Source organism: Candidatus Kapaibacterium sp. (assembly GCA_023957315.1).
Taxonomy (GTDB): Bacteria; Bacteroidota; Ignavibacteria; order Kapaibacteriales; family UBA2268; genus PGYU01.
The window spans coordinates 297,148-321,616 of sequence record JAMLHE010000003.1 but is presented as its reverse complement, the minus strand read 5'-3'; the positions used below and the strand labels follow the sequence as shown (position 1 = coordinate 321,616).

The window sequence follows — 24,469 nt, the reverse complement described above, 5'->3', positions numbered from 1 at the left end:
ATGAAAATAAAACAATGCTTTAGTTGGTTTATAGCTACGTTGGATAGAATAATTAATTTCTTGGCTTTATCCATTTTGCTTGTCATTGGCGCAGGAGTGCTGTATAATTATTTGTTCGTTAAAACAGAAGATATATCCGGATTTATAAATATACTATTGGCAATTCTTTTTGGTTTCTCTACGATGTGTTTTGCTTGGGCTTCAAGCCTTGATGCCGATATTAAAGCTGGTAATATAGAAAATAAGAGTAAATACAGGAAAATGCAAAAGACTTTGAACTTTTGTGGAAGAAGGACAATACACAGCTTTATACACATTATTGTTGCAATTGGGCTTAATCACATCTATAAATCTACAGACACAAACTCATTAGCAAATATACTTTGTATAAAAGAATTGTCTGGTTGGCTTGCTTTTATTTTCCTTTTGTCCGGTATGACGTTCTTTTGGAACTGCGTAAAAGATGTTCTTAAACTATCCTATGATGAATTTGGAAATGATTAATATTAATATTACCATTTAATTCGACTATGACATATGCTAATTAGTAGTTAAAAAGGAAAACATGAAAAGAGATATGGAGTTGATTCGCAAAATTTTACTTGAAATTGAAAACGAAGAAAATGCTATTGTTGACCCTGGGGCTTTACAAACCCGAATAATCTCTGATTTTGATAATGAAACATTTGAGAGCGAAATATTAGCTTTGTTTGAGCATTTGTTTCTTTTAATCCAAGCTGGTTATTTAGAAACTTGCGATTTGGAGGGCAACCCCTTGCTCGAATTACAGCATGGACAACAAGTAAATAATTACATATTTATGCACCACTTTGTACGCCTTACATGGCAGGGGCATGAATTTATTGCGAGTATAAAAGACGACAATGTTTGGCATAAAATTAAAGAAAGAGTTGGCTCTGAATCTGTCAATTTGCCAATTGGAATCTTAATGCAACTTGGGCTTTCGGTCATCAAGACAGCAGTAGGTTTGCCTGCTTAATATCTACTCAGCAAATATCTCATCTTGATTAACAGGTTGATACCGGTTGAGTACCGGTAGGGGATTCTTATTAAGCAACTTCGCACCTAACAACTCATCTATCATTTTGCGTAAAGTAGATTCTGCAAGGTGTGTTTCGATGATTAGCTTTTGCAATAGGTGTGTAGTGTCTTTACATTCATTGATTCGCTTAATAACATAGGGTCGTACAAGACGTGGATTGTCTAAGCGTGGAATGTAAATAGTTAAACCGGGAACTCCGATAACCAATTGCTTAACGGCATCAAGCCCTGCATTGTCTGCAACAAATTTCAGGTTGTCCGGCAGGTCATCGTATGTGATTAATTCGACAATATCTTTCTCTTTCATGCTGAAATACTCTATGGTGGTTTTGCAAATGTAATAAAAAATATTCATTAACCAATTTTTTGTTTGTATTCTCGAACTAAATGCGGTACTGCCGTCGGTTTCCATTCCAAATGCTCAGCAAAAACCGTTGCGATAGCCGTCATTTTATCATCTGTTTTAGGTTTGTATTTATCCATCAAACGCCAGAAAATCCATTTCGGCTTGAATCCACGCTGATTAGCCGTAAATTGTAGCTTCTTGAACTCCCCAACGATATTGTTATACTCATTAGCTTTATGTATTTGCTTGTCATCAACTTCAATCAATTCAAGCCATTCAGGTGGAATATTCATAGGTAAACGCTCTAATGAATAGATTTTACCTGTCAACTTGTCAAGTGCCTTAACACGCTTTTTATACTTACCGCTCAAACCACCTAAACCCCAATCACGGTCGAATTCTAATTTACCGTGTGTCATTATAGCATTCGCCCAATCTGATATAATCGCCTGTTCTTTGCCGTCAGCAGGACGTAAGCCTCTACCACCCATTTGCATATACAAAGCAAGTGATTCAGTTGGACGTGCAAGCTGTATTGCTTCTATTCCTGGGCAATCGTAACCCTCAGTAACAATCCCAAAGTTTGATAATACTGTAATTCGCTTTTCGGCAAAGTCACGAAATATAGCTTTGCGAACATCATTTGGAGTATCACCGTCAATGTGAGCCGCTCGAATTCCTCTGTATTTGTATGCAGAAACAATATCTTGGCTATGTTCGATGTTAATTGCAAATACCACGGTTTGCTTGTTGGGGAAGTATTTCAGATGGTCTTCAACTAAGATTTCAGGAGGCATTTTTGCTCTGTAACTTTCGGCTAATTGTTTAAGATTGTAATCACCTGCCGTTTTTTTGACACCGTTTAAGTCCACAGGAGCGTGAATAAGGTACTTTGGAGCTACAAGGTTGCCGAGTTCAATTAATTCCTTTACAGTAGCTCCAATGACCATATCATCATAAACATCTTTGAATCCCGAACCGTTTAACCTAATCGGTGTAGCCGTCACACCCAACACACGCAAATCAGGGGAGTGTTCTTTAATTTTATCCCTTATCTTGCCATAGGTATTATTTTTTTGGTCATGGTGGGCTTCGTCAACTATTATCAGTTTAAAAGGGATTTTCAGGTCTCTACGGATTAAAGTTTGCACACTCGCAACTTGAACAGGGGCGGAGAGGTTGGGCGTATATCCTGCTTTGATAACTCCAACCTCCAAATCGTAACCACTGCTTAACTTATCGTAAGCCTGACCAATCAACTCTTCACGATGAGCTAAAATAAGGGTCTTATGACCCTTATTAGTACAGTCTTGAACGATAGATGAAAAGACGTGGGTTTTCCCACCCCCTGTCGGAAGCACTCCCATGACATTGTAATGATTGTTCCGGAAACTGCTATAAATTGCTTGTTTAAATCTTGCTTGGTATGGGCGTAATGTCATAGTTGTTATCTTCTGCTAAGTATTGCAGAGCTTTATCTTTTACTGAAATAAACCACTTATCTTTGGCTATTGAATTAATTTTATCGTCACAAATGCTCAAGGAATGATAAATTGTTGAATGGTCAGTATCCATAATACGACCAGCTTCAGGGAAAGTAATATGGTTGTTTAATACCATGAATAGGTAACGTGCTAAATGTCTATTATCAGCTGCTCTACGTTTACGGCTTTTCGAGAAAACATTTTCACGTGCAAACCCATCAGCTTTTGATACAGCTTCAACAATATCTTCATAAGTTACCGTAGCAGTCGCACAGCTTGATGCCGTGATATGCTTAGTGCTTTTTTCGGGAACGTAAAATATCACTTCTTTGCCGGCTTCAGTAAAATCAGCAATTTCACCTATTACACCATCACTAAGTCCCCAATGAGAAATTTGCGGAACAATAATACCATCGCAAACGTTCATCATTGCTTTGTTCTGAACCTCCCAAAACGTAGCTTCGGGAGGTAAATTATACAAATGAGTTTGAACATGCCAATGAACAATCGGGCTATAAACGACGTAACCTTTCTTTCTCAATTCCTCTGAAAGCACTAAGGCATAAACATAACGGTGACGCATTTTGCTAAGTTTAACGTCGCTGTATGGAGTGGCTAAATAATAAATCATTTTAGTTCTCAACCTCTTCGAGTTCAGGGATTTCTTCCTCTACTTCATCCGGTTCATCACTGTTTTCAATTTCTTCATCTATCTCATCTTCATTACCCTCGAGTTGCTTTGATTTGTCGAACATCCCGCCGTCCGAAATAACAACTGTATGGACCAACATCCCTGATGGGATTTCGTAATATTCGATTAATCCATCTTGGTAATTTTCAATTTGTCTAACTGATAAAGTCCGTATTTCTTTACCTTTGCGATATTTACGAGATAGGTCGCGACGTTCATTATCAACTTCTTCGATTTCTTTTTTCAATCGGTTTGCTGAACGTTTGTAGCCTTCCATTTCACTTTCCAATTCGTCAATCTTTTTATCAATTGAAGTGATATTCACGGCTAAATCGCTTAGTTCATCTTCAGTAAATTCGTGGTCAATGTCAATCGTAGTAGCTTTACCGCGATTATCATTTGCTGAATCATTTTCAGTTTCATCTGTTTGTTCCGGAGCGTATTCAGCTTCGGTGTCAACTAATGCAATTTCGTTATCATCATCGGATTCGTAAAAAGCACCTGATTCTATTTCAGGGTCGGTGTATTGTTTCATATTGCCATTTACAATGGCGGGAGCGGTTGTTTGTGATTCGATAGGCATAAAAACTCCTGTTTATAATTGATTAATGGTTACGTACTTTGCGTTTCGCAAAAAACGATTTGTATTATTTGATTTTGTTCTTAATAGCAGAAAAGCATGTATCGGCTAAGGTTTTTGCCTTACCGCATAGAGATTTTGATTCACCCCAAGAGGCGCAATTCACAGTTTCGTCATCAAGCATAATTATGATGACCATATTCTTTTTATTCTTTTGCCCGAGATGCCGTGCATCAGAGACTAATTCTGAATAGTTATAAGCCATGATTAAATCCTTCCTAAATTATTCATAGCACATTGTCTAATTAATACAAACATTCGCTGTAAAGTTGTTCGCCTACAACTAAAAATACACCAATTATTTGATTGTTTTTTAATGCAATTTGATACGCTTCTTCTCTGTTTACGAAACGTCCTTTGCTTGTCAGGAATCCTTGATGACTCATTTTCCTTGAAATAGCTTTTGACTGATGCAAAATATTATGGTGTCTATGACCACAATGAATCAATGGATTTCCGGCTAAGTCTTTTTCGTCAGGATTATGTATAGCAGCACAAAGTATTCTTTCAGGTGCTTCATCTCGTAGTTGAATATGGTGTAGCTCTTCCGGAGTCGGCAGTAGGATGTCCATCATGATTTCTCCCTATTCCCCGGAGCTATGGTCTTTAATACCGAAATCGGATTAACTCCCCAACTACCATTTTCGGACGGTTCGTACTTAGCAGTTTCACGAATGCAATTGATAATTGAGGAACTTTTAATGTCTTCAATAGCTTTTTTTTCATCTTTGAGATGCTGATATTTGATATGTACTTTGATAAAAACATGAACTAAATTCACAGGATTGTTTTGGTCGGCGGACGTTCTTTTACTGCCTTGTATGGTGAATTTGTTTAATTCCAATGCTGAGAATGTATTTGTTAGCCATCCCATAGCATTTTCAGTAGTTTGCACCCATGTTATTTGGCAAAGTTTAAACATAGCCTCATAATCTTTCCGTTCCCAAGCGGATAGAAAATCGAACGCACTACGTTCTGGAGTATTAATTGCAGGTAATTTCATTATGTTCCTTTTTTGTTTTAATTAGTAAATCCCATAAATCTGATGCAGTTTTCAACTCAAAGCATCTGTCACCGAGTATTACGCAACCTTCAAAATAGCCATTACCAAAATCGAGTTCCCACATGAAGTATTCAATCCAACTATGCTCATCATTGTCATTCATAGCTATTTGAATAATTTTTACTAATTGATTTTGCAAATAATGATTATCATAGTTTGAAACGATATTCCCAATTGATAATATTGTTTCAAAAGCTTCGCTACATTTTTGGTCGTGCCTATGCTGTTTTTCAATTTCGTTAATTGTTTCGATAAACAGTTCTTTTGTAAATACAAGTGTGCCAATACTTTCTTTATTCATGATTCACTTTCCTTTATTGTTAATTAATTAGTGATAATTGATTTATATTATTTCCATAAATTCTTTTGTGTATATGATGCTTTCGGTCATGATTCAAATGACAACGCTGGCATAAAGCAGCAAGATTTGAAAAGCGATTATTGCTTTTGTCTTGGTCAACGTGAGCAACTGTTAAGACTATTTTTGTAAAACCGAAATGTTTTAACAAGCTATTGTAAGTGAATCCACTATGAGGATTATAAAGTATTCTATGAAATTTCTCCCATTTAGAGTGAATTGGATATTTACCTGTTTCCTTATCTATAATTTGTCCGTTTGTACGACCGCACCATTCGCAACGGTTACCCGCACGTTTGAAGCGAATCAAACGGCTAATGAGTTTCCATTTTGGGTGATATTCTTTATAGTCAATCGGCATTTGATTTAGCTCCAAATACATTGAGAAAAACATCAAACACGCGTGATGACAAATTCGCTTCAAATGCTTCATTGTCGTGTACGTTACAAATAATAATCTTATCCATTGTGACAACAAAGAAAAATCGGCAATTCGATGACCAAACCATTGATTTTAAATCATTCCAAAATTCGGCTACATTCAAATAAATTGGTTGAAACAACGGTTCTACATCCATTAATTCAATTTCTAAAGGATTGAATACAACGAACTCACCGTTTTTAATTCCATTTTGAAATATTAAAGCAGATTCTTTATAATCAATTGGCATCTTAAACCTCTAAATCTTTTTGCATATAATAATCACAACAAGTTTCGCCGTCAAAAACATAAGTCTCAAATTTGCTGTATGATTGCATTTGGCTTGGTATGCAAAGAAATCGCCAACAGTCATGTCTTAATTGACATTCATTATTTGTGCATTTAGTTATGTCAGGCATCATTATTTCCTTTAGTTACATAAATGATTATTTGATTGCCCGGGGACTACCGAACTATTTGGCAACGACATTTCAATCACGCCATTCAACATCTTTTTCAAACCTCTTTTTTTGTTTAATAGACTTTGAGTTTTCATAACAATCAAAAGCCTATCAATAGTTTCTAATCTTTCTAACATCTGCTCCGCTTCGAGAGGTTCATGAACATCGCCGTCTTCGTCTGTGAATCCATTTGACATTGATTCAACAAACACTTCTAATTCTCTCATTTTTATAATTGTAAACATTTTACTGATTCTCCTGTTTGGTTAAATTTCCAAGTGACTCCCTGATGTCATATAACTCACAACGTACTTTATAGCTGTCACTCCCAAACTGTCTATGAATTTCAGCACCTACATTTTTTAATCTTCTAATCAAGTTGATAATCGCATAAGTCCTAAATGCTTTTCTGTTTTGCTTTAATTGTTTTACAACATGTTCCCACATTTCAAAAGCATCAGGTGACAAGGATTCTATACACATTTCATTAATGGCATTAAGGATATGTACCTCGCCACCGCCATTTGTTATGAATTCTTGAAAATCATTCTCAACCCTTTCTTGTTGCGTTGCTTCTAAGAATTCGTTAGCATCTGATGCGGAATTAAAGAATTCGTGTAAAATATTAGTTCTTTTCATGCTGATTCTCCTGTTTGGTTAATTGATTTTAATTTATCTTTCAGCTTTTTGAGCGTGAACTGTGCCTCATCTATTTTGCCGTCCACATAGCTAAAATGCTCTGTATTGAAATTATCGCCCTTTCCCATATCATCTTTCTGTTCTTTGTATTCTTTACACCGTACTTCATACTCGGCAATCATTTCAGTTAAATATTCTTTCATTTCTTTCATTTTACTGATTCTCCTATTGGTGTTATGTTAGCCTTTGGCAATCCAAAATATTCACGAACACACTTTTCAACATATAAAGCAAAATCTTCATCATAATAAGTGTCCACAAGCAATTCTCTATCTCCTGAATCGCCATCAATAAACATTCTTGAACCCCCGTGTTCATAGATATTATGCTTAAAATCGTTTTGCCTTTCGGCAATTTGTTGTCTTGTTAATTTCGTTTTCATTTTACTGATTCTCCGGTTTGGTTAATGACATCATTGCATCTATTAAGTCAACGTCTTCGCATTCGCATTCGTTGTGCAGGTATTCGAGATAAACGCAAGCGTCAAGGGTTTTTGTATGCACCCATCCATCTGAAATTAGTTGGTCATGCAATCTTTTTGATTCCGCAATACTCCGCACTTCTATTATACCGTCTTTTGCATAGACAAACACAAAGCATTCATCCCCTGTGACTTTTACGCTATTAATTTGTTCACTCATTTTACTGATTCTCCTTCAGCAACTTCAATGTCAAACCAAACTTTGCCATTGTATGTAAATTTACACTCTTGCAAATCATAAACAATTTCAACGCAACTTGAAAACTTTGGCAAATGGTTAGTGAAATAAGAGATTGCATATTCTGAAGCCACCAAATACCTATACTTTGCTTTCATTTTATACATTTTACTGATTCTCCCGTTTGGTTAATTGATTCTAATTTATCTTTCAGCTTTTCGAGCGTGAACTGTGCTTCGCTTAGTTTGCCCTTCCAATAGTCATGTGCTTTAGGATGCAATATTGAGCCGTCAAGATTAATGCACATGCTTACTGCCCTGTCAAACTCATTGCACCGTGCTTCATGCTCGGCAATCATTTCAGTTAAATATTTTTTCAGTTCTTTCATTTTACTGATTCTCCTTCAGCAATTTCAATGTCAAGCCATCGTTTACCATTGGTCGTATATTTGTTTTCTTGCAAATCTATCAACTCCCAAGGGGGTTGCAATGTATCAATACGTGGCAATGTAGTATAATAAGTTGGCTCGTCGCATTCCCCCGTAACCAAATACCTATACTTTGCTTGACCGTTGTTTGATTCCAGATAATGTTTATATACATTCAAAGCAACTTGCGCTCTTTGCCCAACATCGTCCCATTCGTCATCCAAATCATCATTCCAATTCCTAATGTCTTCTAAAGCGGACAATAATATTGATACTTCCCCTCGATCATCGCTTGATTCCACAGGCGCAAGCTCGTGATTAATTTTATATACTGCATCAAAAACGTGACGCCCCGTCGTGTGTATCAAACTCGGTTCGTTGTTCAGATAATAAAATGTGAGTGTCTCATTCTCGTTACTTTTAATCTTTATATATTCCGTAAAGTCAATCCCTTGCATTTCGTAAATGCAATTCGATTTCAAGTCTTTTGCTGTTAAACTCATTTCGATTCTCCAAATAAAGTTGGTTGTTTCTTACAGTTCTTTTTCAGTTCGCTCAGATAAGCCCGAATTTTAGGCATTGTCGAGACCATAATTACTTTGTCATCGCACAATAGTTCGTAAAATGGTGGAAATTTATCTTGCTTAATATCTCTTAAGATTTGTGCGTATTTTGCATAATCGTGCATTTCATTTTCCTTTTTTTTAATTAACACCCGGCACGATTTGCAGCAATCAGAGGAAGTTGGGAGACTTTTTAGATTTGTCGCGCCGGGCATTGTAGATTAATTTAATTTGTTTACAAAAATGTCTGTGATTTCTGTTATTGATATTATTACTTTCGGTGTCATACCGTAGTACCTGCCTTTTACTACTCTTGAGATTAACGCATCATTTACAATCACAACCCCTTGCATAGCATCATTAATAGCTTTTTCCAAGTTATCTAAGTCCGGCTTGGTTGATTTAATTATCAAACCACCATTCTCTATATATTTTTTCATCTTTTTTGTGAAAGATTTCAATGGCGGAAAGATATATACCGTTGCAACCTTAACAGGGCTGTCAATAATCTTAAATGATGGAGGTAATTGTGTTACTATCTGAGAGCGTATATTATCAGCATTTTGAATTACTTCTTTTGTCTGATACTTAATACCGCTTTTAGTAAATCTTACACTTTGTTTCGGGCATGGATTGCCTAAGATTTCGAATCTCAATGACATGAACTACTCCTACCGTATATGTACCCTTGAATAGCAGATATGCCTTGTTTTGTGAGAACCACGCAACGAAATTTTTCTTTTTTGAGACCTTGTTTGGTTTGTTTGAGTAACTCTTTAATTACGTAGTGTTCGCCTCGTCTTAGTAGGTGACCACGCAACAGAAGGAACTCTTGGATTGAGATGCCTGTTTGGTTTAAAATCATTTTAGTACCCTTTTTGATTAGTGATTAAAGCGAATATTTTTAAATGCTACCTTTTTTGATTCTCAGTTCTAATTCTTTATATTTCTCTTGCAATTCCGCGTATTTGCATTTCAAATCGAGGTATTGCCCCATTAAATTCCATTCTTCCGAACGTTCAACAGTTGTTACAGTTGATGCCGGCAATGCTTTGTTGATTGATTCATATTCCGGCAATTGGAAATCATGTCTTATTTCGCCATAGAGAATAACGCCATTGACTTCGTATCGCTTAATTTTATCCCATATTTTCGGGTCTTTGTTGCGATGAATTTCCATAACGTCATGATGTGTCAATAACATCGGTCTATCATAGTTCAGAAAATCGGCTCGAGTGAAAGTGTCCCATTTGCATGTATCAAGAAATGATTCAACTCGATTACGAAATTCTTCCGATGACCAATTAAGCTCCATACATCTGGCAAATATTTCTTCACATTTCATACGCTGAATGCTCTTATTTTCATAAAAGTCAAGCTGGTAGTTGACACTCATTTTAGCTAACATATAATCAAGGTCACTCTTGGTTAGTCTGTTTCCGCAAACTGAACCGTAAGCAATAGACCTAATTAAACCCTGATTGCTCTCTTGATGCTTCGAGGTCACTGAGCTTAAGAGCTCGTTTACCTTTGTTGCTTGTGCCATTTGTGCTTCCTATAATTATTTCATCATTCCAACTTTCATTTCGTAAGTAAGTTTTAGGATTCTTCCTAAACTTTTTGTCTGGTGTATTCTTCACATACTTAATGATATGTGCCATTATCTTTTCGATTTTTTCATTCGACAGCTTTAAAAACAACTTTTGGCAAGCAGATTTGTCGGTCTTTTTATCGTACAATTCCCAAAACTGTTCAAACATCTCTAACTTAAAAGATGCTGTTGGTGTTTCAACTGTTTCAGTCGTTTCTTTTGCTTCAGGCTCTATTTCAGACTCCGGATTGAAAGGTAATTCAAGTTCATCATCATCATCATCAGATTTATAAGTTTCAACGTTCACTGAACAATCAGTTTCTAAACGATAAATCTTTGGTATAGGCTGTTTACCTATTTTGATACTAATTGAATTACCTTTAAACAAATCCAAAATCAAAGGGTCGGTCACCCCCTCGAGACTAATCTTAGTGATATATTCGCGGTTTTTGACTTTCATCAAACCGTTAATAATGCTAATTAGCTGAGAGGGTGAACCGTGATAGTTCCTTCTGACAAAATTCTTGACACACATTTCTTTAAGTTTTGGGTCATAGATGATTTTACCTATGTCCTGCCATAATTGCACCAGAGCAACTACTCTTTCTCGTGAAAGGTTTGTGTAGTGCATCATGTCTTTATAGCTGAGTTCGTATATTCCACAAAGGTTATCGGTCGTTTTGCGATTTGAAAATAACATCAAATAGAAGGCTTTTTCTTCTAATGAGTAATCTTCTAAATCGGGGTCATCCCAGAAACCTATGTCCAAAAGCCTATACAATGTTGCCATAGTACCTGTCATTTCTAAGCATTGATAATTTTTTCAAATTGTTCGATTGTGTTTGTGTCATGTGGAATCAAGATTCCATCTACTTTGTCAACTTTTAACCATTTTGTTAATGTTGAACATTCGCCGTATGTTAGAGCTTCTACGCTATGTTTGCCGAATATGAATTGAAGAACTGAGATTCTGTTAGGAATGTCGTTCTTTGCATACAGATTCAAAACCGAAACTACATTATCCAGAATCTCCCGAGTTACTGCTGTTTCTGTTTCATCAATTTTTTTAGCATCAGCAACAGCCCATTCTTTGAAATTTTCGGGGGTAAATTCTTTTTTCTCAGTTGTTTTCGGAGCCACTTTCGGAGCCACTTTCTTAACTTCCGCCACTACCTCAGCTTCTACAATTTCCTCAGCTTCAACAACTTCAATTTCATCATCAACATTCGATTCTGCAAGTTGCAATTGTCCCGGTACTCGATGTTCTTCACCACTTGAAATTTGATGAATTGCTTTGTCATTCAATATCAAATTGTAGTTAGCAACCTGTTCTCTAAATTCTTTCAACAGCAATGATGATTCATAGCTAATGTTAGGTGTCAATTGCAGGACCGGGTATCTTGATTGTGTTCCGGGTTTGTTCGATGTTGCAAATTTTACATTCAATTCAAATACCACTCTATTGATGTTATGCCCCGCCGATTTCACCATTTCATCATAATTTTGGATGATATTTGGTATTCCTGTTTCAACACCACTGGTTGATAGTTCCCAAACTCCAAGTATGCCCGACAATTTCAAAACAAAGAATCGAATTGTTAAGCGTTCTTTCCAATGTTCAATCTTGATGGTTTCAGTTTTGGCTGATGTACCGTAGCCGGATTTTACCTTGATACCGCTTTGACGTGCTTTTTCAAATTCATCTTGAGTGGTTAGCAAGTACTTTTTTGTGCTATCATCATAAATGAAATATTCAGCACCATTAAAGACAGCACAGAGACTCCCTTTGGAATCCCTGCCTTCTATGCGTTGAAAACACACCTGTCTATGGTCTGCACTCGGAAATATGATTTCAAGTATGTTAGGTCTATCACCTAATTTTTGATGAAACACTTCCGAATATGCGCCGGTAGCTCGGAAATAGTCAATACTTCGTGGTAATTCCTTACCATTTTGATTTGTATATTTCTCTCCGATTTTGATTTTGCCTATTATGCTATAGCCCAATCCATTTTGTAGTGATTTTTGTTCATCGGGTTCTTTCACTAAACGTCCCGGTATATTGCCTAATGTCATATTCATTATTGGTCTCTCCTGTGCTTTTCGATTACAATATCATGAGGGTTGAGTAATAAAGTTTGTACTGTTTCAGTAGCCGGAGCATCAAGCGAAACACTCCCTTTGAATACTGTGATGCGTTTGGGATTGTTGAAATTTGGATTACGAAGTTTGAAGATTTCCCAATACAAATCGAAATAAGATATTGGTTCACCGTTCACCATAGCAGTATGTGTAACTTTGCCTGTCTGGTCTTTGATTTCACATTTCAGGTCAGTAAGTCCTTTAGGTGAAATATTGAATACTTTCGTAACTTTCAAATCAGGAAGATTTTCATTTACTACTCTTAGAACAGCTTCCATTTGCATAGCGTGAGTTTCATGGAATCCATCGCCGGATTTCCAATCTATAGCGGCTCTCACTCTTTGCATTGTGCCATCCTTGATGTCTCTTTGCAAAACTTTCATATTCTGCCCTGTACCAACCGTCATTTCACAAACCAAGTCAACAGCCGTTGCGTAACCGTCTTTCCCGGGCAATACTAATTCAGTAGCCAAAGGCACAACTTCATATTCATCCATCCAATATTTAACAGCAATTAAATCCTTAATTGCTCTGTCAGCCCACCACCGATTATCATAATCTAAATCGTAGTTTCCTTTATAAATTGCCGCCATATCAGCAATTGAATCAAGCTCAAGTTCACGGAGTTTAACAAACCTTGAAATAAGGATGTGAATAAACGAGCCGTAATCAGCTTTGCGGTTCATGTCTTGTTTAGCGGCTTCCATGGATGAGAATTTGTTATAATAGTGATACAAACCCTCTGAAGATGGAAGTAGGTTAAGACTTGCAATTGATGAAGTGACCCCGCAATAAAATTGTGGTACTGTATTCATGCCGTCTAAAAATTCGTAGTACCAGCGTTTACCTTCTGTATCGAAGCGGTACAATTTGCGTGGAGCGACTTTTAAGGCGTTACGGTCGAATATAACAAGCTCAGGTTCAACAATCGCGTAACCCTTATCTTTGATGGATTCAGAACGTTCGTAATCTTTTCCAAACACAGCTTCAAAAGCACTAATTGATTCAGTTTTCATTCGCCACCTCCATTAATTCGGCTGTGCCGTCATCAATGAAGAAACAAGCTGATTTCGAGAGTTCGGAAGGAACTGTGCCGTTCGGGATGTGTGCAATTTCAAGTATAACTTGGTAGCCGTTCTGTTCTGCTATTTCAAGTACCTTAGCACGGTTTTCTTGGTCATACTGGCTAACGTCCATACTTAAGATTTGCGTATAAGGTTTGCCCTCAATAGGTTTAATTCTCATACCAATTTTCATGGCAAAATCAAGCTTCTGAAACGTGCTCAGCTTATCGAAATGCACCTTGTTGACATAAATCTCATTGTCAATTAATTCAAATCCGTCAGGAAGCCCCGCTTGGCTAATTTTATCAGTTAAACCGCTTTTAAGGTTCTCTAATTCCTGAGTTTTGTTGTCATATTCCAAATCATACTTTTCATATTCTTGCTTGGTTTGGTCATACTTTTGTTTCATTCTGACTTCGGCATTGATTTTCTCAATGTTAGTCAGCTTTTGATTTACAGATTCAATGTGATAATCAAAGTTTGGAACTTTGCCAATCTCTATCATCAAGTTCGACAATTTGTCTTTTTGAATGTCACGCTTTGCAGTCAGTTCTTGCAGGCGAATTTGAATATGATTGATTTCATTTTCGATATCAGTCACAATTCGTTTAGTGCTTTGCAAGTCAAGTTCGATTTTACTTCTTTCACGAGCCTTATCTTTGTAGCCTTCGAGTTCCGCTAACAAATCGCTAATGCTTAGTTCTTTCTCGGGAGTGTCGATTGTTGGTCTTTTCAAAGCATCAAGAATACCTTCTGTTTTTTTACGGTCCCGCCCGATTTCTGTCCGCTTATCGAATATTTCTTTATGCCGTCTGTTATGTTCATCTAAATCATAACCAACTGCTTTAGCTAATACTTTCAGACGGTCAGCCGCTTTACGGTTTATAAAGTCATCCGGGCGGTAGCTGATTGTATCAATGAAGCTATCAAGTAGCTCTTTTGGGGTCAGGTCTTTACTGCCATTTTTGCCTTCCACTTTCCAAGTGTGCATTTTGCCGTTTTTCCACTCTTTCGAAATGATGTAATCGTCAAATTCTGCAATAACTTTGCCTTTACGTTCACCGTTTTGAGTTGGATTGCCGTCTGTAATTTGCCCAAGTGCTATACCGAGAGCTTGAATTATTGATGTTTTACCGGCTTCATTTTTGCCGATTAATGATACTGATTTACCGTCTATAGACAGTATCATAGCCTTTACTCCGAGAACATGCTCAATTTCGAGTTTGACTAAATTTTGTTTCATAATAAAATTCTCCTTATTTTTGTAATACCTTTTTTGTAATGCCTTTATGTTGTTTTCCTCAATAGAGGTTGGTTTTAGTGATTAAGCCAGAGAGAGCTCCCCTGCAAGGGAGCTTTCTCATTTTCCGGAACGTCGAATAATTTGGAATGCTTTGTATGTAAAAAATGCGAAGTATGCTGTACCGCTAACGATACCGATATATCCTAATGCTTTGAAAAACGGCAGTAAATCGGTTACGTGAGGCATTGAGGTTGCTAAATTGTAGCTGTTTGCAGTCAATAAGAACATAGCTATTGCAAGTCCTGTAAATGTCGCGATACGCTTTAAATCGTGGTTAATGAAGTACCAAAAGTTGAATGTTCTGCGAGCTTTCATTGTGCCACCTTCTTGTTGAATTTTTTGTTGAATTTCTTGAATCCTTCGCCAGCACTGTCAATTAATTGCAATGCAGTTACAAATTCATCTGCCCCCAATGCCATAAGCTCTATTATTTGCATTGAGAGAATCCAACCAATTGAAAATTGGCTATCGTCGGGGGTTTTAAATTGAATAGCGAACTCGCCATTGAATTGGTTATCTTCGTTTAGTTGAAATACGAAGTATGTCCCAAAGCCCTGCTTATCGTTTAGTGCTTCATCAGTCCAAATTTCGGTAGTGCCGACAACTTCACGATTAAATTCAAAATCTGCGAGATTCTTTGTGATTATATCCTTAAATGCTACACCTAAGTTTATCATCTTGTTACCCTAAAATAACTGTGTAAATATTTTTGTTCTTCGTTGTGTTCGAGTTGCTCAAGTTCGCATTCATCACAATCATCGCTGTATTCCGTGTGGTTGTCATGAGGGGCTTCGTCAATATGTAAGTTGCTGATTAAATCACATAATACTTTGATGTTGTTTGCGTACCCTGAGGCAAATTCCGCTAAAGCTTCATTAGTGAAATTACCGTCAATCAGGGTTGCCATATCATCAATGTAGTTGCTCCGGAATTGGTTAAATGCTTCCGCAAGTCGGAATGATTGGTAGGTGTTAAGTAGCTCCGAAAATACCTTTTCATAAGGCTCTCCGGACATTAACATATCGCGTACTTCAATTGCTATCGTGGTTAACATTACGCCACCTCCGAAATTGCAGTTCGCTTTGTTTTGAGCCAATTTTGAATGACTACGTGCTTGATTGTTCCACCTGTGATTGGCATTTTAGCCAAAAACGCATACTTAAATGCTTGGTGTAGTTGCCATGCTTTGTGACCACCGACATATAACGATAAGATGTTTAACGCTAAATCGGACGGTCCAGAACCGCCATAACCCCATTCAAAACCATCAGGGCTGTGGTATATAATTCGTCGTGGCACATTGGTAATAGGTTTACCTTTGCGATTACGCTCCAAAACAATATCTGTGTTCCATTCTGCAAATGGTTCAATTGCTTTGAAGTTCTTTGTGGTGTCTGATGACATCTGAGATACTCCTTTTTTTGTTTATAGTGATTAATGGTTGTTTGCGACTTGGGTAGTCACAAGGTAAATTGTCAGGTGTATTTTGCCATTCCTTGACCCAAGTTTCAGTAGTCTTGCGATGAAGTCCGAAACGTTTACATTTCAGCCTACCGTTATCCATTTCCTGCCTAATTTTAGAGGAATGAACACGTAACATCTTAGCTACTTGATTTGGTGTTAAGAATGGTTCAATCATTGTTCGTTACGTCCTGCTAAATTTAACTCAAGCAGTCTGTTTAATAAAGAGGAAATAGTTAATGAATCTTTCCCTCTTTGTTCTTTAACAAGCGATTCCAAATCTTCTCTGAAATCCCTTGTGAACGACAAACCTCTTGGAGACCGTTTTATGGCATCCAAATCACGTTCGCCTAATCTTTTGAGTTGTTCAGAAGCAAGCATTTCTGTCATAGCAGAAAATGAAACGCTCGGATACTCCGAAAGTCGCAGTTTCTCTATACCTTCAAGGATTTTGGGGGACAACTTGTAAGTTGCAGTTGTCTTTCCATTTGGTTTGATGTTAGAAATATTCATATATTTGCTTTGTAAATGTTATAAAAAAAAATAAAAAGTGTTTAATTTTCTAAAACAAATATATAAGTTTCTAATATTAAATCCAAGAAAAAAATATAAGTTTTCAATATTTTTTGAAAAAAAATAAATTATGGACATTAAAAAAGATAAGACCAAGCTCGTAGTTGAGTTTGGCGAACGGCTTGAAGATTGGATAACGGCTACTTGGCAATCGCAAAGTGTTTTTGCTAAGCGAAGTGGCTATACGGCGGCTACAATCAATAGCTATTGCAAGGGGCGAACATTCCCTGACATAGTGTTCCTAAACTTAATCCATGACCTTGGGGCAGACTTAAATGCTTTGATTACCGGGCATAGTTTGGAAGCAAAGCCACATTCAAGTTCATTACCTCACGTTGAGCGATTGAAATCTTGGATTGTTAAGTACTTTGGGACTATCCCTAACTTACTTAGCACCAATTCAAAACTACTCGAAACGATGCAAATCCCACAGGAAACACTTCTTAAATTTGTTTATGGTCAATTATCATATGACCCGACAATTACTGACTTCTTTAATGCTATTGGTTGTAATATGCACTGGGTTATGACAGGCGAGGGTGCGGAGCTAATAGTATCTCATAAACAAAAGCAAACCGGAGTTGAGGATATCACCGATGCACTTGTTGAACGTATTCAACAAGGCTTATTTGACAAACTTACCGAAGCTGATATCTCGAAACTTTCCAATGTTCTTACACAAAAACTCATGGACAAATTCATCTCGGTGGTAACCAAGAAAGACATTTAGACCCACTTTTTAAAGAATTCGCTTTAAAATGAATAACAGTCATTTTTGATTGAGTGGAAAATTAATTTTGTTTGAATATATTAGATTCTTATATTTGTTAAATGAAAATAAGCAAGAAAAATATTAATATCTTATACTTAGGAACTTTATGCATCCCTTTATGCTCCGATGTCACTATTTAGTGATGGTTCTGCTAATATGGCAAAGTAGTTTGTGTCTAAGTGCAGATTACAGCAAAGCAATTCAAGATAGACTTGAATTAAATGATTACGATAAAGCTCTCCAGATAGCTTCTACCCAAAAAAACAAAGCAACCCACAAAAAAGACACCATCGAACTTATCAAAGCTACAAACTCTCAAGGCTTGATATTTAAGCAAATGGAGCAACATGACATGGCTCGGATGTATTTCTATGAAGCCGTTAGATTGTCTAAGCAATGCAAGTTCGATAAAGGGGAATATGCTGGATTTATGAATCTTGGGAATAGTTATGAATTGGTGGGGAAGTATGACCCGGCAATTGAATGTATCAACAATGCTTATACGGTTGCACACAAAATTGATGATTCTTTGGCAATGGCACGAGCTAAAATGGCACTCGGAAATATCTATTTTTCAATCAATGACTTTGAACGTGCAGACCAACACTTTGTAGAATCGTATATTCTTTCTATTGGTGACACCGTTTTTGTTGTTAAGCTGTTCATCAATACAGCCCTAAATGCTATCGAAATGCAAAGATACCAAAGAGCTCAAAACTTGCTACAAACGGCTCTCGAACAATGCTATTTGGTTAAAGACCGGATTGATATAAAATTAGCTCAGGGTGAACTTTATTACAAGAACAATGAAGTAAAATTAGCAGATGCAAAATTCAACGAAGCTATTGAGATTTCAAAAACCGTTAAAGATGCTCATCGAGAAGCTTTCGGCTACTATGGTTTGGGTCGCTTAATTTCAACTTCCAATTTTCAACTATCCGAAAATCACCTCAAAACGGCTTATAGGGCGTTCCAATCCCTTGACCGTATAATTGATATGGTTAAGGTCAATAACGCTTTATTTGAGCTATATATCCATCATAAAAAATATACTCTTGCCGGTTCGGTTATGGAAAATATGGGTTTGCTTGTTATTCGTCCTGCTAATCTTGAACCCGGGATGACTAACTTGTTAAATCAAACCGTTGACCATCATCAAACTAAGATTGAATTAGAAGCATCCTTAGCCGAATCAAAGTTGGAAAACACTCGTAACCTGTTCATCGGAAGTGTAATCATTCTAACGCTGATATTCATTGCGATATTAGTATTCGTCCACTTCCGCCGTAAATGGAATGATACCTTAAATGATGCATCTAAAGCTTGTGAATCTCGCAGGCTAATCAAAAAAGACTTAGAGCATTACAACAATAAAATGAATCTTGTAAAATCAAAAGCTATTGAAATCAATGCCTATGCAGACATCAAAACCGTTCAGCATCTACCACGAATCAAAGAGAATTCGGTCGAAATCATTCGAATTCTCGACACAAACGGAGAGATAGCTTCGTAGGCAAATAACATCTTTAATTATTAATCTTTAGGGGGAACTATGCTTTTAAGCTATAACAGCACAAACAGGAAACTTGAATGGACGCCTGAAAACGGTGAAACAATCTTTCAAATCGAATTGAAAGTAAACGATGGCGACTTTGCCGTTGTATATGAAGGTCCGGCTACAGAATATCAATTGAACTTTCCAAATCCTTGCACGGTAAAGTCCAAAGGCAAAGGGAAAGGCTCTCAGCACGACGAATGGCTTGATATTATATCTGTACCTTGCTCTACCGACCCGATTCACTACATGCCATTTTAACACAAATAGGGTTCTCCATGTTCTTTGGTGAGCCCTTAATTTTCCATCCGGTTTTTGAACTATATATATTAGTACTTTAATGTAATTTAGTTTATTTTATAGTATATTATATTAAGGGTTACCTATATATACCCTATATATGGGGTATCAATAGGGTATAGATACCCTATCAAAAACAGCTTTTTTGATGCCCTATGTTCCGGGTGTTTGTGTCTTGATATTCTGCTTTCGGGGGTGTTCGTACCGTCTTGATACCCAATCGATACCCTATCCATACCCCAAAACTTCAAAGTTTACAAATCGAACGCTATCACTAAGCGGAAAAATATTTATTTACACATGTCAATATATTACGTTCTTATGCTTATATTCGTAGAAAATAAATATAAATGCAAAGTTTTTTATGTTTTTTGTAACATCTAACTAAGGAAATTGAAGGCGACACGATAGAATATGAAAAATTTCAAAGAAAAAGCTGACCTGATATGGAGAGTAGCAGACTTACTGAGGGGTGACTATAAACGGTCAGATTACGGAAAAGTAATACTTCCTATGACAGTTTTGAGAAGATTGGACTGTGTGCTCGAACCTACAAAGAGTAAAATAGTGAACTACCTACCAATAGTAGATTCACTTAAAGAAAGTGCGAAAGACCTTGCACTCAATAAAATAGCCGGATTCAACTTCCATAATAGGAGTCAATACAATTTCAACAATCTAATTGCGGACCCTAACAATGTTGCTGCAAATCTTAGAAATTATATTAATGGCTTTTCAACCAGTGCCCGGGAAATAATTGAGTACTTCAATTTTGATACTCAAATAGACCGGATGGATGACCCTAAAACAGATATACTTTTCAAAGTAGTGAAAAACTTTCAGGAAATTGACCTTTCCGATATGGATTCAATGGAGATGGGATATACTTTTGAGGAACTCATCCGAAAATTCGCGGAAGAATCCAATGAAACCGCAGGGGAACACTTTACGCCCCGAGAGGTAATACGCCTAATGGTCAATGTGCTATTTATAGAGGATAAGGATATTTTAACACAAAAAGGAATTGTCAAAACTCTTTATGACCCAGCTTGTGGAACAGGTGGTATGCTTTCAGTTGGCGAACAATACGTGAAAGAACTCAACCCAAAAGCGGAACTGAAAGTATTCGGACAAGAACTTAATCCTGAATCATACGCCGTTTGCAAATCTGATATGCTGATAAAGGGACAGAATCCAAGTAACATCAAATTTGGTAATACTTTCACAGTTGATGGATTCGTTGGAGAAAAGTTCGATTACATGTTGTCAAATCCTCCTTTCGGTGTAGAATGGAAAAAAGTAGAAAAAAACATTAAAACAGAAGCAGAAAGTAGTGGAATGAGAGGGCGATTTGGGGCAGGTTTGCCAAGAATAAATGACGGTTCTTTCCTGTTTTTGCAACATATGATTTCAAAAATGAAATCAGGAGGCACACGAATCGGGATTGTATTCAATGGTTCTCCATTGTTTTCAGGAGCAGCCGAAAGTGGTGAAAGCAATATCCGGAAGTGGATTATCGAAAATGATTGGTTAGAAGCTGTAATTGCCCTGCCCGACCAACTTTTTTACAACACCGGCATAAGCACATACATTTGGATTGTAACCAACAAAAAAAGCAAAGAACGAATTGGTAAAGTTCAGTTAATAAACGCTACGGGTGCAAAAGATGAAGAATTGACGAAGATAGGGAAACTCGGATTCAACCGTTTTTGGCAAAAAATGGATAAAAGTTTAGGTAGTAAACGTAAAAAGATAGCTGAAAATGGGAATGAAAAGGGAATCGGATTTATAACTCAGCTATACGGGAACTTCGAGGAAAACGAATTCGTTAAAATCTGTCCAAATGAATTCTTTGGCTATTGGAGAATTACAGTTGAACAACCACTTAAAGAAAAGGGTAAAGTTGTCAAAATCAAGGGAGAGCCAAAGCCCGATTCCGCTTTGCGAGATTACGAGAACATCCCATTTTTGAAAAAAGCAAAAAACGGTAAACTTGTACCTCAGAAAATCGAAGAATACTTCCAGAAAGAGGTTATACCTCACTTACCGGATGCTTGGATTGACAATAGTAAGACAAAAATTGGATATGAAATCAATTTCACCAAGTATTTTTACGAGTTCAAGCCGTTGAGAAATCTTAATGAGATTCGAAAAGATATATTAGAGCTTGAAAGCAAAGTTCTCGGGAAGATTAAGGAAATAATTGTATGAACACTTTGAACAAGCCAAATACTATTTGGAATATACGCAAAATTGAAGGATTGATGATTAAGGATAATGTAAATTGGCAAAACTTCATTTTTCAAGATGCAACAATTGTGAATAGTAAACAATTAAAAGAATACGTAGATAACAATGGTTTTTGGTTAGACAATGATTTTGATAAGATTTTAGGCTCAAGTTCTGTTCATGATGCATATATTGTTGCTGCGTCTATTATGAAACCTGAGGATTATTCATCAAAAATTAAAATTGACCAAAAGAGAGTTTACGAGATTATGGGATTCATATATTTCGTTTTCCTATTTATGTCAAATAATAAATACGGAATTGTTCTTTCGGAACAAATCAATCCAGCCTCTGGTGGCTCGGGTATTGCAATTGGCGGTAACAAAAAGTTTACAGTATGGCAGAAGCATACAAAAGGCGAATTTAATATTTCAACACCACCCGAACCATATTTGTACGACATTGAGGAATTGGTCAACATTTTCAAAAGACCTTACTTCAGTAATATTTTCAATTTAGTGAAATCAAAAAAGGACGATAATTTAATACTTGCTATCAGGAACTTTTACATCACAAGCAATGCCAATTCTGCCGCTACACAACTCTTAGGTTCAATTACTTCCCTTGAATTGTTGCTTAAAATCGACAGAAAAGATTCATTTGATAATTTGCGGAAAAGGGTTTATGTCATTGGCGAAATGCAACAGAATAGTAAAATCGTAAGTAACATCGAAAACTTATCTGCAGTTATTGATGTAAGAAATGATGTAATTCATAATGGTAAATTTTCCACAAATAACGAGGCTTTAGGTTCAATAAAGTTGTTTTCTTGTGCCTTGATTATGTATGCTCATTTATATAAAAAATTAAAACATCGTAATGTAATATGCAGACATTTAGATTTGGTGTATAGTGTAATTAAAGATGATGGTTTGAAAATGGATACCTTTAATGTTAAAAATGAATGGGAGAATTACTATTTTGAATACGATAGTATTGATTGGCATATAAGAGAAATTACTTCTTATTATGGTTTATGTAACCCAGAGAAAGATGATATTGATTTGATTAAGTATGTAGAAGCAATAGCACTTTATTCGAATCTATCAAACAAGGAAATGGAATTATCCTTCAACAATTTCAAAGATTTTAATTATTACCATCGATTCCCTTTTGATAGATACGACTCTTATATCGCATTATATAATGAGAACGAACAACAAATTAATGAAAAGATAGAATCATTCAAAAGATGGCACGGATTAGCATGAAAAAATACGATTCATATAAAGATTCCGGAATCGAATGGATTGGCGAAATTCCGAATCATTGGAAAGAGATGAGGATGCGATTCTTAGGATATTTATACGGAGGTTTATCAGGCAAAACTGCATCTGATTTCGACCAATCTTCAATAGAACGTAACAAATATTTTATTCCGTTTACGAATATAGCTAATAATTTCAAAATCGACCCTCACAGTTTACAAACTGTAGTTATTTCCGAGAATGAAAATCAAAATAAAGTAGAAGTTGGAGACTTATTTTTTTTAATGAGTTCTGAAAACTACGAAGATGTTGGCAAATCTGCTGTACTTTTGGATGATTTGCCTGATACATACTTGAATACCTTTTGCAAAGGATTCAGAATAACAAATGAAAATGTTATTCCTAGATTTTTAAATTATCAATTACACAGTAGAGTACTACGACACAATTTACTCACAGGTGCAAATGGCTTTACAAGAATTAATCTTAAAATTGATAAAGTCATAGATTTATTTACTGCATTACCTCCACTCAAAGAACAAAAATCTATAGCCAATTACCTCGACCGCAAAACCGCCGAAATAGATGAACTAATAACCGCCAAAAAACGACTGCTTGAGCTCTATGAAGAAGAAAAAACAGCTGTCATCAACCAAGCCGTTACCAAAGGTATCAACCCTGATGTGCCAATGAAAGATTCAGGCATCGAATGGTTAGGGAAAATTCCGAAGCATTGGGAGGTGAAAAGGTTGAAAACAATTGCAAGAGTTCAAACAGGTAGAACACCAAAAATTCAAAATTCTCAAATTGATTATTTTGAAAATGGAGAACTGAATTGGTTTACACCTTCTGACTTTGATGGAAATATTGAACTAATCGAATCAAAACGTAAATTAATTTCAGAAGCTATTGAAATAGGCGAAGTTGAGCTATTTCCTGAATGCTCAATTTATTTAGTTAGTATAGGAGCAACACTTGGAAAAGTAAGTTTTTTTAGAGATAAAGCATCTGCAAATCAACAGATAAATATAATAATTTTTCATCAAACCTATAACCCATTGTTCGGCTACTACTTCTTAGTTGGAAATAAAGAAATGATTAATCTTGAAGCAGATTATACAACATTACCAATTCTTAATCAAAGTAAAACTAAGAGTTTACTTTTTGCAGTTCCACCACCCGAAGAACAACAACTTATCGTTAAGCACATTGAAATAGAATGCGCCCGGATAGACAACAAAAATGCAAAAACAGAAAAATTGATTGAGTTATTAACCGAATACCGCACGGCGTTGATAAGCGAAGTGGTAACCGGCAAAGTAAAAGTAATTGAATAA

Annotated in this window: 39 protein-coding genes; 8 read left to right on the top strand and 31 right to left on the bottom strand. The window is 36.3% G+C overall.

What is annotated here, in order from left to right:
- Positions 1-504, top strand: a complete 504-nt coding sequence (locus tag M9949_05020) for a hypothetical protein (GenBank protein ID MCO5250769.1) — start codon at positions 1-3, stop codon at positions 502-504.
- A gap of 61 nt (positions 505-565) precedes the next feature.
- Positions 566-1,000 carry a DUF2513 domain-containing protein gene (locus tag M9949_05015; GenBank protein MCO5250768.1) on the top strand — a complete coding sequence of 145 codons (435 nt, stop codon included), beginning with the start codon at positions 566-568 and terminating at the stop codon, positions 998-1,000.
- 3 nt (positions 1,001-1,003) lie between these two features.
- Here M9949_05015 and M9949_05010 read toward each other — a convergent pair whose 3' ends face one another.
- The 31 genes from M9949_05010 to M9949_04860 form a co-directional block, all read right to left on the bottom strand.
- Entirely contained in the window at positions 1,004-1,369 is a 366-nt protein-coding gene (locus M9949_05010) for a hypothetical protein (GenBank protein ID MCO5250767.1), read from the bottom strand.
- A gap of 47 nt (positions 1,370-1,416) precedes the next feature.
- Positions 1,417-2,850 (bottom strand): DEAD/DEAH box helicase, encoded by a 1,434-nt coding sequence (locus M9949_05005; GenBank protein MCO5250766.1) that lies wholly within the window; start codon positions 2,848-2,850, stop codon positions 1,417-1,419.
- Entirely contained in the window at positions 2,819-3,523 is a 705-nt protein-coding gene (locus M9949_05000; protein MCO5250765.1) for a DUF1937 family protein, read from the bottom strand. Before M9949_05000 ends, M9949_05005 begins: the two co-directional genes overlap by 32 nt.
- Position 3,524: 1 nt before the next feature.
- Entirely contained in the window at positions 3,525-4,166 is a 642-nt protein-coding gene (locus M9949_04995; GenBank protein ID MCO5250764.1) for a hypothetical protein, read from the bottom strand.
- 64 nt (positions 4,167-4,230) lie between these two features.
- A complete protein-coding gene (locus tag M9949_04990; GenBank protein MCO5250763.1) occupies positions 4,231-4,428 on the bottom strand; it encodes a hypothetical protein in 198 nt (65 codons plus the stop codon).
- Between the two features lie 40 nt (positions 4,429-4,468).
- The gene (locus tag M9949_04985; protein MCO5250762.1) at positions 4,469-4,798 is read right to left on the bottom strand and encodes a hypothetical protein; all 330 of its coding nucleotides are present in this window, start codon (positions 4,796-4,798) and stop codon (positions 4,469-4,471) included.
- Entirely contained in the window at positions 4,795-5,226 is a 432-nt protein-coding gene (locus M9949_04980; GenBank protein ID MCO5250761.1) for a hypothetical protein, read from the bottom strand. The genes M9949_04985 and M9949_04980 overlap by 4 nt, the downstream gene beginning before the upstream one ends.
- Positions 5,207-5,587, bottom strand: coding sequence for a hypothetical protein (locus tag M9949_04975; protein ID MCO5250760.1), 381 nt, complete (start codon positions 5,585-5,587; stop codon positions 5,207-5,209). The genes M9949_04980 and M9949_04975 overlap by 20 nt, the downstream gene beginning before the upstream one ends.
- A 19-nt stretch (positions 5,588-5,606) precedes the next feature.
- Positions 5,607-6,005 carry a hypothetical protein gene (locus M9949_04970; protein ID MCO5250759.1) on the bottom strand — a complete coding sequence of 133 codons (399 nt, stop codon included), beginning with the start codon at positions 6,003-6,005 and terminating at the stop codon, positions 5,607-5,609.
- The gene (locus M9949_04965) at positions 5,995-6,315 is read right to left on the bottom strand and encodes a hypothetical protein (GenBank protein ID MCO5250758.1); all 321 of its coding nucleotides are present in this window, start codon (positions 6,313-6,315) and stop codon (positions 5,995-5,997) included. The genes M9949_04970 and M9949_04965 overlap by 11 nt, the downstream gene beginning before the upstream one ends.
- 180 nt (positions 6,316-6,495) lie before the next feature.
- Positions 6,496-6,771, bottom strand: coding sequence for a hypothetical protein (locus M9949_04960; protein ID MCO5250757.1), 276 nt, complete (start codon positions 6,769-6,771; stop codon positions 6,496-6,498).
- Between the two features lies 1 nt (position 6,772).
- Entirely contained in the window at positions 6,773-7,165 is a 393-nt protein-coding gene (locus M9949_04955) for a hypothetical protein (GenBank protein MCO5250756.1), read from the bottom strand.
- On the bottom strand, positions 7,162-7,377 hold the full coding sequence (locus M9949_04950) for a hypothetical protein (GenBank protein ID MCO5250755.1): 216 nt from the start codon (positions 7,375-7,377) through the stop codon (positions 7,162-7,164). Before M9949_04950 ends, M9949_04955 begins: the two co-directional genes overlap by 4 nt.
- Entirely contained in the window at positions 7,374-7,607 is a 234-nt protein-coding gene (locus M9949_04945; GenBank protein MCO5250754.1) for a hypothetical protein, read from the bottom strand. Before M9949_04945 ends, M9949_04950 begins: the two co-directional genes overlap by 4 nt.
- A gap of 1 nt (position 7,608) precedes the next feature.
- Positions 7,609-7,866 (bottom strand): hypothetical protein, encoded by a 258-nt coding sequence (locus tag M9949_04940; protein ID MCO5250753.1) that lies wholly within the window; start codon positions 7,864-7,866, stop codon positions 7,609-7,611.
- Positions 7,863-8,051, bottom strand: a complete 189-nt coding sequence (locus M9949_04935) for a hypothetical protein (protein MCO5250752.1) — start codon at positions 8,049-8,051, stop codon at positions 7,863-7,865. The genes M9949_04940 and M9949_04935 overlap by 4 nt, the downstream gene beginning before the upstream one ends.
- Positions 8,039-8,272: a hypothetical protein gene (locus M9949_04930; protein ID MCO5250751.1), complete on the bottom strand. Its 234-nt coding sequence runs from the start codon at positions 8,270-8,272 to the stop codon at positions 8,039-8,041. The genes M9949_04935 and M9949_04930 overlap by 13 nt, the downstream gene beginning before the upstream one ends.
- Positions 8,269-8,814 (bottom strand): hypothetical protein, encoded by a 546-nt coding sequence (locus M9949_04925; GenBank protein MCO5250750.1) that lies wholly within the window; start codon positions 8,812-8,814, stop codon positions 8,269-8,271. The genes M9949_04930 and M9949_04925 overlap by 4 nt, the downstream gene beginning before the upstream one ends.
- Complete coding sequence (locus M9949_04920; GenBank protein ID MCO5250749.1) at positions 8,811-8,999, bottom strand: hypothetical protein; 189 nt, start codon at positions 8,997-8,999, stop codon at positions 8,811-8,813. Before M9949_04920 ends, M9949_04925 begins: the two co-directional genes overlap by 4 nt.
- Before the next feature lie 96 nt (positions 9,000-9,095).
- Positions 9,096-9,536 carry a RusA family crossover junction endodeoxyribonuclease gene (locus tag M9949_04915; GenBank protein ID MCO5250748.1) on the bottom strand — a complete coding sequence of 147 codons (441 nt, stop codon included), beginning with the start codon at positions 9,534-9,536 and terminating at the stop codon, positions 9,096-9,098.
- A 242-nt stretch (positions 9,537-9,778) separates the two neighbouring features.
- Positions 9,779-10,420, bottom strand: a complete 642-nt coding sequence (locus M9949_04910) for a hypothetical protein (protein ID MCO5250747.1) — start codon at positions 10,418-10,420, stop codon at positions 9,779-9,781.
- Positions 10,341-11,255 carry a hypothetical protein gene (locus tag M9949_04905; GenBank protein ID MCO5250746.1) on the bottom strand — a complete coding sequence of 305 codons (915 nt, stop codon included), beginning with the start codon at positions 11,253-11,255 and terminating at the stop codon, positions 10,341-10,343. Before M9949_04905 ends, M9949_04910 begins: the two co-directional genes overlap by 80 nt.
- A 14-nt stretch (positions 11,256-11,269) precedes the next feature.
- Entirely contained in the window at positions 11,270-12,547 is a 1,278-nt protein-coding gene (locus M9949_04900; protein ID MCO5250745.1) for a hypothetical protein, read from the bottom strand.
- Complete coding sequence (locus M9949_04895; GenBank protein MCO5250744.1) at positions 12,547-13,623, bottom strand: hypothetical protein; 1,077 nt, start codon at positions 13,621-13,623, stop codon at positions 12,547-12,549. The genes M9949_04900 and M9949_04895 overlap by 1 nt, the downstream gene beginning before the upstream one ends.
- Positions 13,613-14,914: an AAA family ATPase gene (locus M9949_04890; GenBank protein MCO5250743.1), complete on the bottom strand. Its 1,302-nt coding sequence runs from the start codon at positions 14,912-14,914 to the stop codon at positions 13,613-13,615. The genes M9949_04895 and M9949_04890 overlap by 11 nt, the downstream gene beginning before the upstream one ends.
- A 117-nt stretch (positions 14,915-15,031) precedes the next feature.
- Entirely contained in the window at positions 15,032-15,289 is a 258-nt protein-coding gene (locus M9949_04885; protein ID MCO5250742.1) for a hypothetical protein, read from the bottom strand.
- A complete protein-coding gene (locus M9949_04880; protein ID MCO5250741.1) occupies positions 15,286-15,651 on the bottom strand; it encodes a hypothetical protein in 366 nt (121 codons plus the stop codon). The genes M9949_04885 and M9949_04880 overlap by 4 nt, the downstream gene beginning before the upstream one ends.
- Complete coding sequence (locus tag M9949_04875; protein ID MCO5250740.1) at positions 15,648-16,028, bottom strand: hypothetical protein; 381 nt, start codon at positions 16,026-16,028, stop codon at positions 15,648-15,650. Before M9949_04875 ends, M9949_04880 begins: the two co-directional genes overlap by 4 nt.
- A complete protein-coding gene (locus M9949_04870; GenBank protein MCO5250739.1) occupies positions 16,028-16,378 on the bottom strand; it encodes a hypothetical protein in 351 nt (116 codons plus the stop codon). The genes M9949_04875 and M9949_04870 overlap by 1 nt, the downstream gene beginning before the upstream one ends.
- Positions 16,341-16,613: a helix-turn-helix domain-containing protein gene (locus M9949_04865; GenBank protein MCO5250738.1), complete on the bottom strand. Its 273-nt coding sequence runs from the start codon at positions 16,611-16,613 to the stop codon at positions 16,341-16,343. Before M9949_04865 ends, M9949_04870 begins: the two co-directional genes overlap by 38 nt.
- Positions 16,610-16,948 carry a hypothetical protein gene (locus tag M9949_04860; protein MCO5250737.1) on the bottom strand — a complete coding sequence of 113 codons (339 nt, stop codon included), beginning with the start codon at positions 16,946-16,948 and terminating at the stop codon, positions 16,610-16,612. The genes M9949_04865 and M9949_04860 overlap by 4 nt, the downstream gene beginning before the upstream one ends.
- A gap of 130 nt (positions 16,949-17,078) precedes the next feature.
- Here M9949_04860 and M9949_04855 point away from each other — a divergent pair, with 130 nt between their 5' ends.
- The 6 genes from M9949_04855 to M9949_04830 all read left to right on the top strand — a co-directional run bounded on the left by M9949_04855 (position 17,079) and on the right by M9949_04830 (position 24,469).
- Positions 17,079-17,738 (top strand): helix-turn-helix domain-containing protein, encoded by a 660-nt coding sequence (locus tag M9949_04855; GenBank protein ID MCO5250736.1) that lies wholly within the window; start codon positions 17,079-17,081, stop codon positions 17,736-17,738.
- A 211-nt stretch (positions 17,739-17,949) separates the two neighbouring features.
- Positions 17,950-19,293, top strand: a complete 1,344-nt coding sequence (locus M9949_04850; GenBank protein MCO5250735.1) for a tetratricopeptide repeat protein — start codon at positions 17,950-17,952, stop codon at positions 19,291-19,293.
- 39 nt (positions 19,294-19,332) lie between these two features.
- The gene (locus M9949_04845; GenBank protein MCO5250734.1) at positions 19,333-19,596 is read left to right on the top strand and encodes a hypothetical protein; all 264 of its coding nucleotides are present in this window, start codon (positions 19,333-19,335) and stop codon (positions 19,594-19,596) included.
- A 453-nt stretch (positions 19,597-20,049) separates the two neighbouring features.
- Positions 20,050-21,846: a type I restriction-modification system subunit M gene (locus M9949_04840; GenBank protein ID MCO5250733.1), complete on the top strand. Its 1,797-nt coding sequence runs from the start codon at positions 20,050-20,052 to the stop codon at positions 21,844-21,846.
- Positions 21,843-23,135 (top strand): hypothetical protein, encoded by a 1,293-nt coding sequence (locus tag M9949_04835; GenBank protein ID MCO5250732.1) that lies wholly within the window; start codon positions 21,843-21,845, stop codon positions 23,133-23,135. The genes M9949_04840 and M9949_04835 overlap by 4 nt, the downstream gene beginning before the upstream one ends.
- A complete protein-coding gene (locus M9949_04830; protein MCO5250731.1) occupies positions 23,132-24,469 on the top strand; it encodes a restriction endonuclease subunit S in 1,338 nt (445 codons plus the stop codon). Before M9949_04835 ends, M9949_04830 begins: the two co-directional genes overlap by 4 nt.

What these genes read in the sequence shown, in the direction of transcription:
- M9949_04975 (MCO5250760.1), bottom strand. Translation starts at nt 5,587, where the DNA reads ATGAATAAAGAAAGTATTGGCACACTTGTATTTACAAAAGAACTGTTT.
- M9949_04940 (MCO5250753.1), bottom strand. Translation starts at nt 7,866, where the DNA reads ATGAGTGAACAAATTAATAGCGTAAAAGTCACAGGGGATGAATGCTTT.
- M9949_04855 (MCO5250736.1), top strand. Translation starts at nt 17,079, where the DNA reads ATGGACATTAAAAAAGATAAGACCAAGCTCGTAGTTGAGTTTGGCGAA.
- M9949_04830 (MCO5250731.1), top strand. Translation starts at nt 23,132, where the DNA reads ATGAAAAAATACGATTCATATAAAGATTCCGGAATCGAATGGATTGGC.
- M9949_04915 (MCO5250748.1), bottom strand. Translation starts at nt 9,536, where the DNA reads ATGTCATTGAGATTCGAAATCTTAGGCAATCCATGCCCGAAACAAAGT.
- M9949_04980 (MCO5250761.1), bottom strand. Translation starts at nt 5,226, where the DNA reads ATGAAATTACCTGCAATTAATACTCCAGAACGTAGTGCGTTCGATTTT.
- M9949_04945 (MCO5250754.1), bottom strand. Translation starts at nt 7,607, where the DNA reads ATGAAAACGAAATTAACAAGACAACAAATTGCCGAAAGGCAAAACGAT.
- M9949_04905 (MCO5250746.1), bottom strand. Translation starts at nt 11,255, where the DNA reads ATGGCAACATTGTATAGGCTTTTGGACATAGGTTTCTGGGATGACCCC.
- M9949_04910 (MCO5250747.1), bottom strand. Translation starts at nt 10,420, where the DNA reads ATGGCACAAGCAACAAAGGTAAACGAGCTCTTAAGCTCAGTGACCTCG.
- M9949_04995 (MCO5250764.1), bottom strand. Translation starts at nt 4,166, where the DNA reads ATGCCTATCGAATCACAAACAACCGCTCCCGCCATTGTAAATGGCAAT.
- M9949_04960 (MCO5250757.1), bottom strand. Translation starts at nt 6,771, where the DNA reads ATGTTTACAATTATAAAAATGAGAGAATTAGAAGTGTTTGTTGAATCA.
- M9949_05015 (MCO5250768.1), top strand. Translation starts at nt 566, where the DNA reads ATGAAAAGAGATATGGAGTTGATTCGCAAAATTTTACTTGAAATTGAA.
- M9949_04990 (MCO5250763.1), bottom strand. Translation starts at nt 4,428, where the DNA reads ATGGCTTATAACTATTCAGAATTAGTCTCTGATGCACGGCATCTCGGG.
- M9949_05005 (MCO5250766.1), bottom strand. Translation starts at nt 2,850, where the DNA reads ATGACATTACGCCCATACCAAGCAAGATTTAAACAAGCAATTTATAGC.
- M9949_04840 (MCO5250733.1), top strand. Translation starts at nt 20,050, where the DNA reads ATGAAAAATTTCAAAGAAAAAGCTGACCTGATATGGAGAGTAGCAGAC.
- M9949_04835 (MCO5250732.1), top strand. Translation starts at nt 21,843, where the DNA reads ATGAACACTTTGAACAAGCCAAATACTATTTGGAATATACGCAAAATT.
- M9949_04935 (MCO5250752.1), bottom strand. Translation starts at nt 8,051, where the DNA reads ATGTATAAAATGAAAGCAAAGTATAGGTATTTGGTGGCTTCAGAATAT.
- M9949_05010 (MCO5250767.1), bottom strand. Translation starts at nt 1,369, where the DNA reads ATGAAAGAGAAAGATATTGTCGAATTAATCACATACGATGACCTGCCG.
- M9949_04870 (MCO5250739.1), bottom strand. Translation starts at nt 16,378, where the DNA reads ATGTCATCAGACACCACAAAGAACTTCAAAGCAATTGAACCATTTGCA.
- M9949_04930 (MCO5250751.1), bottom strand. Translation starts at nt 8,272, where the DNA reads ATGAAAGAACTGAAAAAATATTTAACTGAAATGATTGCCGAGCATGAA.
- M9949_04865 (MCO5250738.1), bottom strand. Translation starts at nt 16,613, where the DNA reads ATGATTGAACCATTCTTAACACCAAATCAAGTAGCTAAGATGTTACGT.
- M9949_04875 (MCO5250740.1), bottom strand. Translation starts at nt 16,028, where the DNA reads ATGTTAACCACGATAGCAATTGAAGTACGCGATATGTTAATGTCCGGA.
- M9949_04950 (MCO5250755.1), bottom strand. Translation starts at nt 7,377, where the DNA reads ATGAAAGAAATGAAAGAATATTTAACTGAAATGATTGCCGAGTATGAA.
- M9949_04890 (MCO5250743.1), bottom strand. Translation starts at nt 14,914, where the DNA reads ATGAAACAAAATTTAGTCAAACTCGAAATTGAGCATGTTCTCGGAGTA.
- M9949_04985 (MCO5250762.1), bottom strand. Translation starts at nt 4,798, where the DNA reads ATGATGGACATCCTACTGCCGACTCCGGAAGAGCTACACCATATTCAA.
- M9949_05020 (MCO5250769.1), top strand. Translation starts at nt 1, where the DNA reads ATGAAAATAAAACAATGCTTTAGTTGGTTTATAGCTACGTTGGATAGA.
- M9949_04900 (MCO5250745.1), bottom strand. Translation starts at nt 12,547, where the DNA reads ATGAATATGACATTAGGCAATATACCGGGACGTTTAGTGAAAGAACCC.
- M9949_04970 (MCO5250759.1), bottom strand. Translation starts at nt 6,005, where the DNA reads ATGCCGATTGACTATAAAGAATATCACCCAAAATGGAAACTCATTAGC.
- M9949_04955 (MCO5250756.1), bottom strand. Translation starts at nt 7,165, where the DNA reads ATGAAAAGAACTAATATTTTACACGAATTCTTTAATTCCGCATCAGAT.
- M9949_04920 (MCO5250749.1), bottom strand. Translation starts at nt 8,999, where the DNA reads ATGCACGATTATGCAAAATACGCACAAATCTTAAGAGATATTAAGCAA.
- M9949_04925 (MCO5250750.1), bottom strand. Translation starts at nt 8,814, where the DNA reads ATGAGTTTAACAGCAAAAGACTTGAAATCGAATTGCATTTACGAAATG.
- M9949_04885 (MCO5250742.1), bottom strand. Translation starts at nt 15,289, where the DNA reads ATGAAAGCTCGCAGAACATTCAACTTTTGGTACTTCATTAACCACGAT.
- M9949_05000 (MCO5250765.1), bottom strand. Translation starts at nt 3,523, where the DNA reads ATGATTTATTATTTAGCCACTCCATACAGCGACGTTAAACTTAGCAAA.
- M9949_04845 (MCO5250734.1), top strand. Translation starts at nt 19,333, where the DNA reads ATGCTTTTAAGCTATAACAGCACAAACAGGAAACTTGAATGGACGCCT.
- M9949_04895 (MCO5250744.1), bottom strand. Translation starts at nt 13,623, where the DNA reads ATGAAAACTGAATCAATTAGTGCTTTTGAAGCTGTGTTTGGAAAAGAT.
- M9949_04860 (MCO5250737.1), bottom strand. Translation starts at nt 16,948, where the DNA reads ATGAATATTTCTAACATCAAACCAAATGGAAAGACAACTGCAACTTAC.
- M9949_04880 (MCO5250741.1), bottom strand. Translation starts at nt 15,651, where the DNA reads ATGATAAACTTAGGTGTAGCATTTAAGGATATAATCACAAAGAATCTC.
- M9949_04965 (MCO5250758.1), bottom strand. Translation starts at nt 6,315, where the DNA reads ATGCCAATTGATTATAAAGAATCTGCTTTAATATTTCAAAATGGAATT.